This window comes from Streptomyces sp. TP-A0356 (assembly GCF_001417775.1).
Taxonomy (GTDB): Bacteria; Actinomycetota; Actinomycetes; order Streptomycetales; family Streptomycetaceae; genus Streptomyces.
Genome location: NZ_BBZJ01000015.1, coordinates 211,288 through 226,847 on the forward strand (window position 1 = coordinate 211,288; position 15,560 = coordinate 226,847).

Below are 15,560 nucleotides of genomic sequence, written 5' to 3' on the forward strand. Positions count from 1 at the left end.
TTCCTGGGGGAGCGCGCGTGTACGGGTAATCCATGGTGCGACACGGAGGTTCCCGAGGGCGATGTGCGTGCACTCCCGCTCTCATTGAGGGAGCTTTTGGGCACTACTTCCTCTTGCCCCGCACTGACCTCTTCGGGAGGCTTCCATGACTCTTGAGACGGAGCCGGTCTCGCCGGTGCCAAGGGCCGAGCGCCACGGCAGGGGCCAGGTGGTCGTGTCGTGGGTGACGACGACGGATCACAAGAAGATCGGGCATCTGTACCTGATCACGTCGTTCGTGTTCTTCCTGATCGCCGGCGTGCTCGCGCTGCTGATCCGGGCGGAACTCGCGCGGCCCGGGCTGCAGATCGTGTCCAAGGAGCAGTACAACCAGCTCTTCACGATGCACGGCACGATCATGCTGCTGCTGTTCGCCACCCCCACCTTCGCCGGCTTCGCCAACGCCGTCATGCCCCTGCAGATCGGCTCACCGGACGTGGCCTTCCCGCGGCTGAACATGCTGTCGTACTGGCTGTTCCTCTTCGGCGGCCTGATCGTGCTCGGCAGCTTCCTCAGCCCTCAGGGCGCCGCCGACTTCGGCTGGACCGCCTACACCCCGCTCAGCGGCCCCATCTACTCCTCTCACGTCGGCGGTGATCTGTGGATCATGGGGCTGGCGTTGTCCGGGTTCGGCACGATCCTCGGCGCGGTCAACTTCATCACCACGATCGTGTGCATGCGCGCCCCCGGCATGACGATCTTCCGCATGCCGATCTTCACCTGGAACGTGCTGCTGACCTCGGTCCTGGTGCTGCTGGCCTTCCCGGTGCTGGCGGCGGCCTTGCTGGTGCTGGAGGCGGACCGGCACTTCGGCGCCCATGTCTTCGACGCGGCCAACGGTGGGCCGATCCTGTGGCAGCATCTGTTCTGGTTCTTCGGCCACCCCGAGGTGTACATCCTGGCGCTGCCGTTCTTCGGCGTGATCAGCGAGATCATTCCCGTCTTCGCCCGCAAGCCCATCTTCGGCTACATGGGGCTGGTCGGCGCGACGATCGCCATCGCCGGACTGTCGGCCACGGTGTGGGCCCACCATATGTTCGCCACCGGTGCCGTCCTGCTGCCGTTCTTCTCCTTCCTGACCTACATGATCGCGGTACCCACCGGAGTGAAGTTCTTCAACTGGGTCGGCACCATGTGGCAGGGCTCCCTGTCGTTCGAAACGCCGATGCTGTGGTCGGTCGGCTTCCTGGTGACGTTCCTCTTCGGTGGCCTGACCGGCGTCATCCTGGGCTCCCCGCCGCTTGACTGGCACGTCACCGACACCTACTTCGTGGTGGCGCACTTCCACTACGTGCTGTTCGGCACGATCGTCTTCGCGATGTTCGGCGGATTCCACTTCTGGTGGCCGAAGATGACCGGCACGATGCTCGACGAACGCTTCGGCAAGATCCACTTCTGGACGCTGTTCGTCGGCTTCCACATGACCTTCCTGGTGCAGCACTGGCTCGGCGCCGAGGGCATGCCGCGGCGCTACGCCGACTACCTCGCGGCCGACGGCTTCACCTGGCTGAACACCGTCTCCTCCATCGGGGCCTTCCTGCTCGGCCTGTCCACCCTGCCGTTCCTCTACAACGTGTGGAAGACGGCTCAGTACGGCGAGCGCGTCGAGGTCGACGACCCATGGGGCTACGGACGCTCCCTGGAGTGGGCCACCTCATGTCCTCCGCCACGGCACAACTTCGTCACGCTCCCACGCATCCGTTCCGAGTCCCCGGCCTTCGACCTGCACCACCCCGCATACGCCCAGATCGACTACGAGGAGCACAAGGGCCTCAAAGCCCCGGGCGGCAAGGGAGAGCTGCCGTGACCAAACGCCGCCCGCAGCGCGGTGTGCGTGCCGATCCGGGCGCGCTCCTCGCGAACGAGGTCGAGGGATACCTGCTCGCCCACGCCCAGTACGACAGCGCCCACCGCGAAGCGGCAGCCCTCTGCGCGCGCCTGCCCTGGCTGACCGGCGCCCAGGCCGAGGACATCACACGCCACTACGTGGAGCAGCGCCTGGACCTCGTACGCCACCTGCTGCGCTCCACGGCCGAGCGCGCGGACCAGCTGCGCTGCGAGTACGAAACCCGTTACGCGGGCCTGCGGCGCACCCTGCTCAAGCTCCACGCCGTCCTCGCCTCCGCCCTGCTGGTCGGCGTCGTGGGAATCGGCGCGGTGATGTGCACGCTGGCCCGCTGAGGGCCCTTCCGAGCACCGCTTCCCCGTCTGTTTGAGGGCCGCCATCGGCGGAACCCGGGGGTCGGTCCGTCACGACCGCACTCACGACAAGGGAGTGCCGCGTATGCAGCCACTCACCAAGGGCCTGCTGGCGGGGACAGCCGGCACCATCGCACTGGACCTGGTCACCTATGGCGACATGCTGCTGCGCGGCCGACCCGCCAGCGACACTCCGGCCCAGGTGGCCGCCCGTCTTGCGGAGCGCGCCGGTGTCGAACTCGGCACCGGCGAAGCCAGGTCCAACCGAGAACACGCCGCCGGTGCGCTCCTCGGCTACATCACCGGCCTCGGCATCGGTGCGGCGTACGGACTGCTACGACGCCGGGGCGGCCCGGTCCGGGTGGCCGGACCGTTGCTCGGCGCGGCGGCCATGGCCGGCAGTGACCTGCCGGCCACCGCACTCGGAGTGACCGACCCCAGCACCTGGGACCTGACGTCCTGGGCCTCCGACGTGGTCCCGCATCTCGTGTACGGCCTCACCACCGCTTCGGTGTACCAGGCATTGTGCTGACGAGCAGGCCCTCTCCCCCCGGGCGAGCGGGCGGGCGGTGCCGGCGTCTCGTCCTGCGGGGGCGACCCGGAGCTTCCAGTTTCGTCCCGTCGGGGGCACGCGGAACAGGGCCCCGGTCCGGGACCTTGGCAAGTACGGGTCCGCCTGCACTCCCGGGAAGCACGGCGCAAGTGAGCGCACCATGACGCAGCTCAGCCCCACCGGCGTACACCTGTCTCGTGCCGGAGGCGGCGGAGGCCTCTGTGTTGTGCCGGGCCCCGCACGTCGCCGACCGGCTCGCGGACCGGCGGGCGAGCGTCGTCCGGCCGTCGGTCGATCCCCTGTCGACCACGGACCGGCACATGGCTCCGTCCTGCGTCACCGCGAGCCTTGGGCACCGGCTCTCCGGAACCAGGGGCCGCCGGGCTCTCGAACGCTTCCTGGACGGCCGCCACTTGCCGGAACGGCCGGAGCTCCACCGGGAGATCGCCACCGGGTGATCCGCCCGTCCGGTCGTCCCGGGGGCTGCTCCCCCGGGGACCCGGCGCCCATGCAGGCACGTCCCCGTGGACGGCACTCCGCCTGCGGGCGGACGGCGAAGGAAGGGAAGGAAGGACGCATCATGGACTACGAAACGTTCCTCGACACCGTGTCCCGGCGGGCCCAGCTCCCCAGGGACAAGGCGGAGGCCCTCACCCGCGCCACGCTGGAGACCCTGGCCGAGCGTCTCACCCGCGGCGAGGCGGACGACCTGGCCTCGGAGCTGCCCAAGCCGATGAAGGAGGCGCTGGTCTCCCCCACCCCGGAGGCGGAAGGCTTCGGACTCGACGAGTTCGTCAACCGGGTGAGCAGGCGGTCGGGCCTGGACCAGGAGGAGGCCCGCAAGGGCGTGGAGGCCGCGTTGAGCACGCTCAGGGACGCGGTCAGCGCCGGCGAGTTCCGGCACGTACTGTCCCAGCTCCCCCAGGAGATCGCCGCACTCGCCGGCGCCCCGGGCTAGTGCTGTGGCCGGAAAGGTTTGCCGGGAAGCTCGCGGCGTCCGGTGCGGTGCATCGCAAGGCGGAGCGTCGCCCGCGTACTGGATGTACTCGGGCGATGCGACAACGCGGCAAGGTGCCGTGCCGGACGCCGCGAGCCGGTGAACCTTTCCGGTCGCAGCACTAGGTGTACTCGGCCGGGAGGTTGGTGACACACCCCTGCCGGTCGTTGATCATGGAGCGACCTCCGGGCGTAGTGGAGACAGCCGTCCAACCTCCTCGCCGGCACCCGCCAGCCTGCCTACTCTCGCCCTGCGTTCGGCCGGTGAGGAGGTCCACCTCGCCGGCCTCTCCTTCGCCGATCTGTAGGGCCTGGACATCGACGTGTGGCTGGAGCAGGACGTCGCGGCCGTCCGCCCCGACACCAGGGCCCGGGGTCGCCACTTGCCCGAGCGCACACTCGCCCAGTGGCTCGACCGGCAGGGCCTGCCCTCCACGATGTATACGTTGTATACGTTCCCGCGTGCGGGCGTGGAGCGGCTGCGCGCGCATACCGCGCGCTGATCGGTCGGCGCAGCCTCTACCTCGACCGGCTGGAAGGAACCTCGCTCATGCGGCAGATCAGCACCGTCAGCGAGGAGTTCCGCGACGAACTGCCCCGGCAGCGCCCGTCGAGAGCCTTCCCGCACTGATCCCGGGGCGGAACACTAGGCGACGTGGTGGTCCGCTGCGCCGGACCGCGGTCACGCCACCGCGAGTGCTGACTCCCGGGTCAGCAGGTGGGAGGTGTTTCCGCTATGTTGTTACCGCGCCGTAGTTCAGACCTCAACAAGGCCTATCGGTGCGCTCGTTGTCCGTCTTCGGATCCCGGTTCTGAGTGGAGTTCACATGGTTTGCATCCATGTCATGCCCCTAGCCAGGGACCTCCCCTTGCGCTCTCCCATGGACCAGCCTCACTCGCCGGGTGCCCGTCACTGACGCACCGCGGGGAATCGTTCCAGCAGCGGTCCAAGCCCTGCCGACCGGAGCCCACACGCCGTCTCTCCTTCCTCTCGGCAGCGCTTCAGTGTGAGCGGAGAGGAGCCCTCCAGTCTCTGTCCGCCAGCGACACCGCTCACCGAAAGCCCCCTCTCCGTGACCATCTCCCTGTACGAGGGCCACCCGGCCGGACGGCACGCCGCCATACCCTCCGGCAGTCTGTTCCGGCGAGTCCACGCACCCCGGGCCTGCGACGCGCTCGCCTACTCCATGTCGACGTACGCCATGCCGCTCCTCGTACTGGCCACCACAGGCTCCTCGTCCCTGACAGGCCTGGCCTTCGCGCTGGAGTGGATACCCCGGGTGGCCGCCTTCAGCTTGGCCGGTGCCCTGGTGGACCGCTGCGGCGCGGCGATCGTGTCCTTCCTCGCCTCCCTCGCGCGGGCCGTACTGGTGGGGGGCGCGGCTGTGGGGCTGGCCCTGCTGCCACGGGGCACGGCCGAGACCGTCACCGTCATGACGCTGGCGGCGGTGACCGGTACGCTCACACAGTTCAGCTTCGTGGCCAACGAAGCCGTCGGCGCCATCGTCAGCCGCCGGACGGAAGGACAGTCCCACAAGGTGCAATCGGTGCTCATCGGCATCGACCAGACGGCCACCCTCGTCGGCCCGGCACTCGGCGGTGTCCTCCTGCTCAGCGGACCGACTCCCATGCTCGCGTGTCTGAGCGTGCTGTCCTTCCTGTCGGCCGGCCTCGCCCTGCAGACCCCGCCCACCCCCCTGCGTGCCGCGCGGCAGGACGGGCAGCGGCCGGGCGGAGGCCTGCGGGAAGGATGGGAGACGCTGCGTTCCCTGCCGGCCCTCGGCTGGCTCGTGGCCGGGCTGGCCTGCTCCAATCTGGCCCTGGGCATGCTGCAATCGGCCAGCCCCATCGTCGTGGTGGACGGTTTCGGCCGCTCACCGGCCGCCGTCGGCACCCTCTGGTCGGCCGCCGCCGCCTCCACCCTCATCGCGGTCGCCTGCTGCCGATTCGCCCTCAACCGGCTGGGGCTGTGGGGAGTCGGCGTCATCAGCTCCACCGTCGCCGCCGCGGCCTGCCTCGCCCTGCCCGAGGCTCCCTCCTACATCAGCTACACGGCCCTGGTGGCACTCTTCATGGCAGGGGACGGAGGACTGACGGTCGTCCTGCGCACACTGCGCTCCCTGATCATTCCGCCCACGGCCTTCGGCACGACGCTCTCGCTGTCCATCCTGCTCCTGCTGCTGCCCTTCCCCATGGCGGGCGTCATGATCGCCCTCACTCCGCCGCCGTATCTGACCGATGCCATCGGAGGGTGCGCCGTACTGCAGGCCCTGGCCCTGATCGCGACCTTCACCCGCCTGCGCAAGGACCCGGTGCTGCGTGCCACGGGCGAACCCGCCAGGGCTTGAGGACGACCTTGTTGCAACGGTCCTCCCGGTTCTTCGACATCTTGTGGCCGGGGAGGCAGGCGACGGCGGCGGTGACTGCGGCCGTCCGGCGCCTGCGCGCACCGCTGCGGGGCGCCATCGGATCCTGTGCTTCTGGAGCAGGCCCTGTACCACATCGAGCACCTGCGCCTCGGTGCGCGCGACACGCCGGCCCCGGCGGCCCTGGCCGAGGCACGCTGAGCCGCGCCGCACACACCACTTCACTCGCCGCACCTGCCGCCGCACGCCCGACCGCAGGTCAACGCGCACGGGCCGGCACCGGCCGCGCCCCCGGCCACCCGGTCCCACGCGCGTGAGAGACCCGAAGTTGCACGCGCCTGCCGTGGGTGATGGCCTGAAGGAGCCGTGCGTCGTCCGACCGACGGGTGACGCGCCGGACACGCGCAGGCGGGTCCGGACCGGCACGGGACCGCATCTGCTCCGTCCGGGCGGCACCCGGCGGACAGCTCTGGATCCCGGGAGGGCAGTGATGACGACAGAGGCGATGCGCACAGTCGCACTCCCCACGGAGGAGGAGATCCCGGCGCTCGGGCAGGGCACGTGGCACCTCGGCGAGGACCCGACGCGGCGCAGTCAGGAGATCGCTGCCCTGCGGCTGGGTCTCGATCTGGGCATGACCGTCGTCGACACGGCCGAGATGTACGGCGACGGAGCCTCCGAGGAGCTCGTCGGGGAGGCGATCGAGGGGCGCCGTGAGGAGGTCTTCCTCGTCAGCAAGGTGCTGCCCGGCCACGCGGACAGAAAGGGCACCGTCTCGGCCTGCGAGGGCAGTCTGCGGCGGCTCCGTACGGACCAGTTGGACCTCTACCTGCTGCACTGGCGAGGACGGCACCCCCTCGACGAGACCCTCGCCGGATTCATCGACCTGGTGGCCGCGGGGAAGATCCGCCATTGGGGAGTGAGCAATCTGGACGTCGCCGACCTGATCGAGCTGACCGCCCTGCCCGGCGGCGACGCGGTTGCGGTCGACCAGGTGCTGTACAACCTCGCGCGGCGCGGCATCGAGTGGAACCTGCTCCCCTGGTGCCGCGAGAGCGGCGTGGCGGTCATGGCGTACTCGCCCATCGAACAGGGGCGGCTGCTGGAGGACGAGGCTCTTCAGGATGTGGCCCTGGACCTCGGGGCCACACCGGCCCAGGTGGCGCTCGCATGGGTGCTCGAACAGGAGGTGGCCGCCATTCCGCGCTCCGGAAGGCCGGACCACGTCCGGGAGAACCGCGGCGCGGCGGACCTCAGGCTGCCTCCCGAGGTACTCACCGTCCTGGACGCGGCGTTCCCGCCGCCGAGCGAGCCCCTACCGCTGGAGGTCCTCTGAACCCTTGGCGCTTCGCCGCACCCCCTGGTGCGGCCCGTGCAGCCGTGAGCGAGGAACCCGACGTCACCGAAAGGGGTTGACCAGGATGGCGCACCCGATGCTCGTCGTCGGCATGGGTGGCTCGCTGCGGACCCCCTCGACCAGCCTCACGGCCCTGCGCGTGGCGATCGAGGGGGCGGCCGCGGCAGGCGCCGACACGGAGGTGATCTCCCTCAGTGGGCTGGATCTGCCGTTCTACACGGCCGAGCGCGCAGCACCGCCGGCGGCCCGGTTCCTCGCCGATACGGTCCATGCGGCCGACGCCCTGCTGTGGAGCAGCCCCACGTACCACGGTTCGGTCAGTGGCGCGTTCAAGAACGCGGTCGACTGGCTCGCGCTGCTGGCCGACCGCGACCCGCCCTACCTCAGCAACAAGCCCGTCGGGATGCTGACGACCGCCGGAGGGGTGCAGGGTCTGCAGGCGATCAACGCGATGGAGTTCATCGTCAGGGCGTTGCGCGGCTGGTCCGTTCCGCTGGTCATGGCGGTCGCCCAGTCCTCACGCGCGTTCGATCGCGACGGGCATCTCTCGGACGATGCGGTCGCGGACCAGTTGCGCGGTCTCGGGGCGGAAGTGACGCGGGCGGCGGTGCAGTTCAGGGCGGAGGGCACCTGCGACTACGCGGAGTGAGTGCAGGGTGGCGGCGGCATGCTGGGCGGGGCGGGATACCGCGCCGTGCTCGCCGCGGACCTCAGGCGCCGGGCCGGACCGGGGCGCCCTGCTCACGCGTCGCCGGGCGGCCGGGCGGAAGCGCGGGACGGCGGCCGGCCGGAGCCCGGCCGTGCCGGACGCGTCCCCTCCATTGTCGTGGACGACCGCCGGACCGTCCGCTCGGAGCCGCTCCCCGCAGCGCCCGGCGGCGAGCGCGGCTCGCGGGATCCCCGGGGGGCCGATGCCGATCCACCGTTCGCGGCCGGCCGACCGCGAACGGTGGACGAGGGGGTCAGCTGTGCAGGGCCTGGCGCAGGGCCGCGGTGGCCTGGGTGACCGCGGACTTGGCGGCCTGGGTGCCCGCCAGTCCGTTGAGCATCACGAAGTCGTGAATCATGTGCGGGTAGTTGACGTAGGTGACGGGTACGCCGGCGGCGCGCAGCTTGTCGGCGTACTGGCGTCCTTCGTCGTGCAGCACGTCGCTGTCCGTGATGAGCAGCGCCTTGGGCAGACCGCGCAGTTGGGTGGTGGTGGCGCGCAGCGGGGAGGCGGTGGGCTGGGTGCGGACGCCGGAGTCGGGGGCGTACTGGCTCCAGAACCACTTCGTGCCCGCCGCGGTGAGCCAGCAGCCATTGGCGAAGCGCCGAAAGGAGGGTGTGGTGAACGAGGCGTCGGTGACCGGGTAGAACAGCACCTGTTGGGCCAGCTTGGGGCCACCGCGCTGCTTGGCCATCAGGGTGACGGCGGCGGTCATGTTGCCACCGACGCTGTCGCCGGCCACGGCCAGCCGGGAGCCGTCGACGTTGATCTCGCCGCCGTGCCGGGCGACCCACTGCGTGGCGGCGTAGGCCTGCTCGTTGGCGACCGGGTACTTGGCCTCGGGCGAGGGGGTGTAGTTGACGAAGATCACCGCTGCCTTGGCGCCATGGGCGATCTGCCGTACGAGCCGGTCGTGGGTGGAGGCGTCACCGAGCACCCAGCCACCGCCGTGGAAGTACATCACCGCGGGCAGCCTGCCGGACACGCCGTGCGGCCGGACGATGCGTATCGAGACCGACCCGGTGGGGCCGCCGGGTATGGTCCGTGTGGTGATGTCGGCGGGGAGCTTGGCCACCGGATAGGCGGCCTGGAGGTTCAGCAGCGACTGCCGGGCGGCGGCGGGCGTCTGGTTCTGGATCGGCGGCCCGTCCGCCTCGGCGAGCTTGTCGAGAAACGCCTGGGCGCCTGGTTCGAGGCTCACCTGGGGATCGCCGCACGGCGCCTTGGGCACGGCGGCGTCCGCGCGGGTCACCAGGGCCGGGACGGTGGCGGCCAGGGCCGCGGCGCTGAGCAGCGCCGTGAGGCGGGACAGCGGCCTGCGGGGTGATCGAGAGCGTCGGGTGGCGCTCATGGACGTCCTCCTTCCGACAGGGACTTCCCCAGCGAGCCTTCTGCGATCCCCGTCGGACGGCCCGTCGGACTCGGCTGAAGGAGTGGCGCCGTTCACCCGCCCAGGTGGTCGGCGGGCCGAACCGGTTTGCGGCGCTGTGGTCGGCGAGCGCGTCGGTGGGGGCCACGCCGTCGCCGGGGGGCCGCGCCGGGGGCGCGGGCCTGTCGCCGACCGGCGGTGCGGGGCCAGGATGTCGCCGGGCAATCGTGCGAGCCGCCGAACGTACGGAAGGCTATTGCATATGATGGCGTGACGAATCTCCCGCAAATCGACACTGGGGATATGGACGAGACAGCTGAGGCATGGGTGAATTGACCATGTCCCACAGACCATGTTCCACAGCCGTTGTGCGGCGGTGAGCGCGGGGGGAAACGGGGGAAGCACATGCGACACGACACGGTCACACGGAATGACGAGCGCATCATGCACGCCGTCCGGCATGTGTCCACATGGGCACGCGACGGCTGGGCGAACATCGACATCGATCTGTTGGCGCGCGAAACGAACACGGCACCACACCACTTCCGCCGGATTTTCCGTGATGCCACGGGAAATCCGCTGCTCCGTTTCGTGCGCCGACTGCGGCTGCAATTAGCCGCGTACCGGCTGGTCTTCACGGAAGAACCGGTCATCGACATAGCGCTGGCCGCGGGATACGGTTCGGCCGCCGCCTTCAGCAGGGCGTTCCGGGAGGCCTACGGCAGCTGTCCGGCGAGCGCCAGGTCCGGACGGCCGGAGAGCGCCTGGCCCGTGTCCAGCCTCTGCTGCGAGGGGCTGGACATCGTGACCCAGACGTCCCAGACCGTCGCGTTCTACCGGTACTTCGGTCTGCTCGACGATGTGAACGACGTCTGGCGCAGGGTGACCCGGTGGTCCGCGACCCGGCGGGACGACGGCGCGCGAGCCTGCCGGCACGTGCTCATGTGTTACGACGACCCGGGAAGGTTCCTCGGCGAACCCATGCGCTACGACGTGGGCCTCGTCGTGGAGAACGGGGTCCGGCCGGACCATGGGATAGGCGTCCAGGTCGTCGACGAGCAGCGTCTGCTGCTCTCCCGGCACACGGGCCCGCTGGAGTTCCTCCCCTTCAGCTACATGCATCTCGCGGTCGCCGCGGTGATGGGCGGTCAGGCGGAGCCGACCGCCGCTCTGCCCTTCGTCGCATACCTGGATCAGTGCCCCGCCAAGGACTGTCCCCGGGTGATCGCCCAGGTCGGGATCCCGCTGAAGGAGCCGGTCACACCTGAACGGGCTGGCGGATGATGGTCCGCAGCCGCTCGGGCGCGGTGCGCTCGGGGCTGTTCAGGTAGATCTCGTGGTGCGTACCACTGGCCTTGGCGCCGCTCTCCAGGATGAAGGCGTGCAGCCCGTCGATCACGGGGTCCTCCTCCTCGTACGGCCCCACGTACAGCAGTTGGGCCGCCGTCCCCTCGTCCAGGCGCCGGTAGACCGCATCGACGGCGGCGGGCCGCTCCTTCTTCGCCACGACGAAGTCGCACGCCTGGGCGATGACGTCCTTGTCGACCGGCTCCGGCTGCATGATCATCGCGGACCACCGCCAGGAGCCCTTCCCGGCGTTCTCGCCCTCCGTGTGCCACAGCGTTTCCAACGGCATTACACCGAAGTCCACTCCCGCACTCTCACGCACCAGGAACTTCGCCTTGTAGGAGATGGCGAACAGTGCGGCGACGGCCGCTCGGTATTCGTCACCGTACGGCCCTCCAGAACCTTCAATCGTCAAATAGTCCAGTGGCGGAACCTCGATGATCGCGGGGCGCCTGGCCGCCGAGTACACCTCCTTGAGTTCGCGTTTGTAGTCGATCTTCTTTGCTGCACTGGGCATGATCGGCGATCCTCGTCGAGCCGGAAGGGAAACGGCAACAGCCTCCCAGACCGACGGCCCGTCCGTCGCGAAAACAGCCGAACACACCACTCACCACACGTCTTTCGGTGCATACGGCGGAGCGCGTTCGCTTCCACGCGCTCCGCCGCACCTGTATCACTCCGAGGTGATCCCGTCGTACGTGATCTCCTCGACCCACAGGTATTCGCTGGCGGGCCGGCCCGCGCGTCCGACGGTGTACGCCTGCACCTCGCGCCAGATGGCGTTGACCGCCTCATTCATGAACGCCTTGCCCGGACCGCTCGCCTCGTACCAGTCGACGATGGAGATCGAGAACGGGCCGTGCTTGTCCTTGCCGAGGTACGCCTGCGGCTTGTGCCGCGGAATGAAGCCCTCGGCCAGCAGGACGTCCCACTCCCGCGGCAGCAGTTCCTCCATCGCCTCCAGCTTCTCGGGCCGGATCTGATGGATGGCGACGCCTGTGGCGACCGGGCCGTCGTGCTGCTCGGCCGTGATGGAGTGGAACGCCGGCAGGCTGGTCACGGTGGGGTACTCGACGCCGTCCCGGCCGCTGCGGTCCTCGGTGAGGTCCTTGATCTCCTGCCAGATGTCGGTGATCTCCGGGATGGAGAACGCCGAGTGCAGCGCCTCGTCGCTGACCCAGGTGGCGATCTCCATGAAGAAGCAACCGTCGCCCCACTCCCCCTTGTAGACCCTCGCGGGGGCGCCGATGACCAGGCCGTGCCGGGCGAGCACCGGCCAGTGCCGGCCGATCGCCTCCTGTACCTGGTCCTCCTTGCCCTTGGCGACCTGGTAGAGACCGATGATCGTGGTCCCTTCGGCGTTCGTGTCGTTCTGCTGTGGCATGGCTGTCCTCTCGTGTGCTCGATCGTGTGACGGACCCGGGCGTGTGTCGGCCGACCGGGGCGATGGTGCTGAGGGGGTGGCGGACGCGGGCACGGGTGTACGACGGCTGAACAGGGCGACGACGACTCCGAGCAGGAGGATGACGGCCGGGGCCGCGTAGCTGTCGCGCATCGCCGAGACGAACGCGTCGGCGAAGGCGGACATCGCGGCCCGCACCTGCTCGGGGTTGGTGCCCTGCGGAATCGCGGCCGGACCGCTCGTGGTGACGTCGACGGCCCCGCTGGTGAGCGGGTCGAACGCGGCGCGGAACTGTGCGCGGCCGGACTCCGGTACGGCGAGCGCCTGCCGGTCGACCCAGTCGCGCATGCCCGCCACCAGCCTGGCTTGCAGGATCGCGCCGACGACGGCCGTCGCGATCAGTCCGCCGAGTTCCTGGGCGGTGTTGATGACGCCGGACGCGGCACCCGAGAGCTGGGGGTCGAGATCGGCGAACGCCACCGAGAAGAGCGGCGCGAAGATCATCCCGGTGCCGAGGCCGATGACGGCGAGCGGCCCGATCAGGCGCCAGGTTCCGGCGTCGGGGGTACTGAGGGCGCCGAGCAGGACCACCCCGGAGGCGAACAGCAACAGACCGGCGACCAGGAAGTTCCTGCCTCCGTACCGGTCTGCGAGCTTGCCCGCCACACCGGCCACGAGGGTGGAGGTGAGGGGCATCGCGGCGATGGTCAGACCGGCCCGCAGGGGGCTCATCTGCAGGATCGACTGGAGGTAGATGGTGAGCGGAAGGAAGGTGCCCAGCATCCCGAATCCGGTGATCGCGATGACCCCGGTCATCGTGGCGAAGTTGCGGCTGCGGAAGAGTCCGAAGGGCACCAGGGCGCCCCCGTTCTGGCTGCGCCGCTGAACGACCACGAACAGCGCGGCCAGCAGGACGCCCGCGGCCAGGAGCGACCACACCAGCGGGGACCAGTTCAGCCGCTGGCCCTCGATCAGCGCGAAGCTGAACGCTCCCAGACCGGCGATGAGCAGCGCGGTCGAGCCGAGTCCGAAGGACTGGCGGCGGCCCGGTCGCAGGTCGGGGACGATCCGCAGGACGAGGACCAGGGTGAGCAGTCCGATGGGCAGGTTGATGTAGAAGATCCACCGCCAGCTGAGGTAGTTGACGATGAGTCCGCCCAGGGTGGGCCCGGCGAGGATGGCGAGTCCGGACAGAGCGGCGGACATGCCGAACGCGGCGCCCCACTTGGACGGCGGGAAGACCGCCGCGGTGACCGGCAGCAGCTGGGGTGCCACGAGGGCACCGCCCAGCCCCTGCACCGCACGGGCGGCGATCAGCACGGTGGCGTCGTCCACCACACCGCAGACCACCGACGCGGCCACGAAGACGACCAGACCCGCCACGTACACACGCCGCGGACCGAACCAGTCGCCCAGCCGTCCGCCGAGGATCAGCAGGGTGGCGAAGGCAAGGGTGTAGGCGCTGAAGGTCCACAGACCTTCGTCCAGTGTCGCCCCCAGGTCGGTGATGATGCTGGGGAAGGCGATGTTCACGACGGTGAGGTCGAGAAGCGTCATGAACAGCCCGATGGTCAGCACACCGAGGACCTGCCACGGGTTGCGTTCGCGCTGGGCCGCCGTCATGACGCGGTCCTGTCCGGGCCGTCGCCGGGGCCGGCCTTGTGCAGCAGGCAGACGTGCTTCTCCAGCGAGGTGGCGTCGGTGCTGAGGACCGCGGGGACGATCCGGTCCACCACGAGACCGGCCGGCGGGAAGAAGGCCGCCACCGCCTCCTCGGTCACCGCCTTGAAGGGGAACGTGGTGAACCGTACGCCGCGCAGGAACAGTTCGCCGCCCGGTTTCAGCACCCGGCCGACCTCGGCCGCGTACCGTTTGCGGTCGTCGTCGCCCAGGTGGTGGAAGCAGCCCCGGTCCAGGAGCAGGTCGACGCTGGCGTCCGCCAGGGGCAGCGCCAGCACGTCGGCGACCCGGAACTCCGCCGCGACGCCGTGCTCCGCCGCCCGGCCGGTCGCGATCTCGATCGCGCGCCGGCTGAGGTCGAAGCCGGTGGCGCGGTAGCCCTGCCGGGTGAGTTCGATGACGTCGCTGCCGGTCCCGCAGCCGAGGTCGACGGCGATACGGCCGTCTCCCGGCGGGCGGGACGTGAGGAAGCCGATCAGTTCCTGGGACGGGTTGCTGATCTCCCAGAAGTGGGCGTACTGCCCTGTCTCATAGGTCTTGTTCCAATCGATGCTGGTGGTGCCGAGCAACTGCACGGCGTTCTCCTCTCAGTCCGGAGCGGACTCGGACTCGAAGGTCTCCTTCAGGCGTCGGCGGAAGTAGTCGCCGAGCACGGGCCCGAGGTCGCTGACGCCGTCGGCGTGCTTGAGCAGCCGCTCGTAGAGTTCCGGGCGACGGCCGTGGAGGCCGAAGTAGATGGTCTTCTGGAAGCTGAAGTCGATCTCCCGCAGCTCCCGCAGCCGTTCGAGGTCGAGGTCGGCGTAGAGGACGGCCTCCTCCTCCTCGAGTTCGGCGGTGATCCCCTCCGGGGTGGCGACGGTGCTGTGCCCTGCCAGGTCGATGGTGACGGTGCGTCCGCCGCGCTCGCCGCTGACCTTCCCGACGCCACCGACGTAGAGCACGTCGGCCGCGTTGAGCACGGCGGTGGACAGGACGCACGGCTTGGTGGCCGGGAGGTTGTTGCGCAGCGCCGCCGCCGGTACGGCGATGATCTCGGCGCCCTTGAGGGCCAGCAGTCGCGGCATCTCCTGGATCCAGAAGTCGGAGCAGACGCAGATGCCCAGCCGGCCGAAGGGGGTGTCGAGCACGACGGCCTCGTCACCGGGGCGCAGGGCGACGAACTCGGCGGAGAACAGGTGGACCTTGCGCACCTTGGCCACGATCGCGCCGGTGTCGTCGAGGACGACGGCGGTGTTGTGGTAGGTGCCGTCCTCGGTGCGTTCGATGACGGAGCCGCAGATGATCCAGCAGCCCTTGCGCCGGGCGATGTCACCGAGGCGGTCGAAGACCGGGTCGGGTATCGGGTGGTCGACCACACCCTGCAGGTGCTGGCGGCCGGGGAAGTAGAAGGGCGGTCCGAGGAAGAACTCCGGGAGGACGGCCAGATGCGTGCCCTCCTCCAGCGACTCCAGCATGCGCGCGGCCTGCCGGAGGTTCTCCTCGGGGTCCTCGCGCCACCGGGTCTGCAGCAGGGCGACGCGGGGACGGCGTGTCGGTTCCATGC

General features: G+C 69.9%; 15 protein-coding genes. 10 read left to right on the plus strand and 5 right to left on the minus strand.

The genetic code is table 11. The annotated features are described in order from the left end of the window. Positions 1-145 precede the first annotated feature (145 nt). The 9 genes from ctaD to ASC56_RS09540 all read left to right on the plus strand — a co-directional run bounded on the left by ctaD (position 146) and on the right by ASC56_RS09540 (position 8,159). Positions 146-1,846: a cytochrome c oxidase subunit I gene (gene ctaD / locus ASC56_RS09500; RefSeq protein ID WP_199835951.1), complete on the plus strand. Its 1,701-nt coding sequence runs from the start codon at positions 146-148 to the stop codon at positions 1,844-1,846. Next, entirely contained in the window at positions 1,843-2,220 is a 378-nt protein-coding gene (locus tag ASC56_RS09505; protein ID WP_234376905.1) for a hypothetical protein, read from the plus strand. The genes ctaD and ASC56_RS09505 overlap by 4 nt, the downstream gene beginning before the upstream one ends. A 103-nt stretch (positions 2,221-2,323) precedes the next feature. Then, on the plus strand, positions 2,324-2,770 hold the full coding sequence (locus ASC56_RS09510) for a hypothetical protein (protein ID WP_055490814.1): 447 nt from the start codon (positions 2,324-2,326) through the stop codon (positions 2,768-2,770). A 218-nt stretch (positions 2,771-2,988) separates the two neighbouring features. Next, a complete protein-coding gene (locus ASC56_RS09515; protein ID WP_055490815.1) occupies positions 2,989-3,249 on the plus strand; it encodes a hypothetical protein in 261 nt (86 codons plus the stop codon). A gap of 122 nt (positions 3,250-3,371) precedes the next feature. Beyond that, on the plus strand, positions 3,372-3,749 hold the full coding sequence (locus ASC56_RS09520) for a DUF2267 domain-containing protein (protein WP_055490816.1): 378 nt from the start codon (positions 3,372-3,374) through the stop codon (positions 3,747-3,749). A 361-nt stretch (positions 3,750-4,110) separates the two neighbouring features. Further along, the gene (locus ASC56_RS41135; RefSeq protein WP_055490817.1) at positions 4,111-4,290 is read left to right on the plus strand and encodes a hypothetical protein; all 180 of its coding nucleotides are present in this window, start codon (positions 4,111-4,113) and stop codon (positions 4,288-4,290) included. A gap of 570 nt (positions 4,291-4,860) precedes the next feature. Further along, on the plus strand, positions 4,861-6,135 hold the full coding sequence (locus ASC56_RS09530; RefSeq protein WP_055490818.1) for an MFS transporter: 1,275 nt from the start codon (positions 4,861-4,863) through the stop codon (positions 6,133-6,135). A 508-nt stretch (positions 6,136-6,643) separates the two neighbouring features. Beyond that, complete coding sequence (locus tag ASC56_RS09535) at positions 6,644-7,489, plus strand: aldo/keto reductase (protein ID WP_055490819.1); 846 nt, start codon at positions 6,644-6,646, stop codon at positions 7,487-7,489. Positions 7,490-7,574: 85 nt separating this feature from the next. Next, positions 7,575-8,159, plus strand: a complete 585-nt coding sequence (locus ASC56_RS09540) for an NADPH-dependent FMN reductase (RefSeq protein WP_055490820.1) — start codon at positions 7,575-7,577, stop codon at positions 8,157-8,159. A 313-nt stretch (positions 8,160-8,472) separates the two neighbouring features. Here the strand turns inward: ASC56_RS09540 and ASC56_RS09545 are convergent, their stop codons facing one another. Next, complete coding sequence (locus tag ASC56_RS09545; RefSeq protein WP_079102394.1) at positions 8,473-9,570, minus strand: alpha/beta hydrolase; 1,098 nt, start codon at positions 9,568-9,570, stop codon at positions 8,473-8,475. A gap of 423 nt (positions 9,571-9,993) precedes the next feature. Between ASC56_RS09545 and ASC56_RS09550 the strand changes: the two genes are divergently transcribed. Further along, positions 9,994-10,872: an AraC family transcriptional regulator gene (locus ASC56_RS09550; protein WP_055490821.1), complete on the plus strand. Its 879-nt coding sequence runs from the start codon at positions 9,994-9,996 to the stop codon at positions 10,870-10,872. Here ASC56_RS09550 and ASC56_RS09555 read toward each other — a convergent pair. From ASC56_RS09555 to ASC56_RS09570, 4 genes are all read right to left on the minus strand, one after another. Then, positions 10,847-11,452 (minus strand): GyrI-like domain-containing protein, encoded by a 606-nt coding sequence (locus ASC56_RS09555; protein ID WP_055490822.1) that lies wholly within the window; start codon positions 11,450-11,452, stop codon positions 10,847-10,849. The two genes, ASC56_RS09550 and ASC56_RS09555, sit on opposite strands and share 26 nt — an antisense overlap. Before the next feature lie 156 nt (positions 11,453-11,608). Beyond that, entirely contained in the window at positions 11,609-13,960 is a 2,352-nt protein-coding gene (locus tag ASC56_RS39535) for an MFS transporter (protein WP_055490823.1), read from the minus strand. Next, positions 13,957-14,592: a class I SAM-dependent methyltransferase gene (locus ASC56_RS09565; RefSeq protein WP_234376906.1), complete on the minus strand. Its 636-nt coding sequence runs from the start codon at positions 14,590-14,592 to the stop codon at positions 13,957-13,959. Before ASC56_RS09565 ends, ASC56_RS39535 begins: the two co-directional genes overlap by 4 nt. A gap of 12 nt (positions 14,593-14,604) precedes the next feature. Beyond that, positions 14,605-15,558 carry a carbon-nitrogen hydrolase family protein gene (locus ASC56_RS09570; RefSeq protein WP_055490824.1) on the minus strand — a complete coding sequence of 318 codons (954 nt, stop codon included), beginning with the start codon at positions 15,556-15,558 and terminating at the stop codon, positions 14,605-14,607. Positions 15,559-15,560 lie beyond the last annotated feature (2 nt).

Coding starts and splice junctions, on each gene's coding strand:
- ctaD (WP_199835951.1), top strand. CDS start 146: ATGACTCTTGAGACGGAGCCGGTCTCGCCGGTGCCAAGGGCCGAGCGC.
- ASC56_RS09510 (WP_055490814.1), top strand. CDS start 2,324: ATGCAGCCACTCACCAAGGGCCTGCTGGCGGGGACAGCCGGCACCATC.
- ASC56_RS09520 (WP_055490816.1), top strand. CDS start 3,372: ATGGACTACGAAACGTTCCTCGACACCGTGTCCCGGCGGGCCCAGCTC.
- ASC56_RS09535 (WP_055490819.1), top strand. CDS start 6,644: ATGACGACAGAGGCGATGCGCACAGTCGCACTCCCCACGGAGGAGGAG.
- ASC56_RS09540 (WP_055490820.1), top strand. CDS start 7,575: ATGGCGCACCCGATGCTCGTCGTCGGCATGGGTGGCTCGCTGCGGACC.
- ASC56_RS09545 (WP_079102394.1), bottom strand. CDS start 9,570: ATGAGCGCCACCCGACGCTCTCGATCACCCCGCAGGCCGCTGTCCCGC.
- ASC56_RS09550 (WP_055490821.1), top strand. CDS start 9,994: ATGCGACACGACACGGTCACACGGAATGACGAGCGCATCATGCACGCC.
- ASC56_RS09555 (WP_055490822.1), bottom strand. CDS start 11,452: ATGCCCAGTGCAGCAAAGAAGATCGACTACAAACGCGAACTCAAGGAG.
- ASC56_RS39535 (WP_055490823.1), bottom strand. CDS start 13,960: ATGACGGCGGCCCAGCGCGAACGCAACCCGTGGCAGGTCCTCGGTGTG.
- ASC56_RS09570 (WP_055490824.1), bottom strand. CDS start 15,558: ATGGAACCGACACGCCGTCCCCGCGTCGCCCTGCTGCAGACCCGGTGG.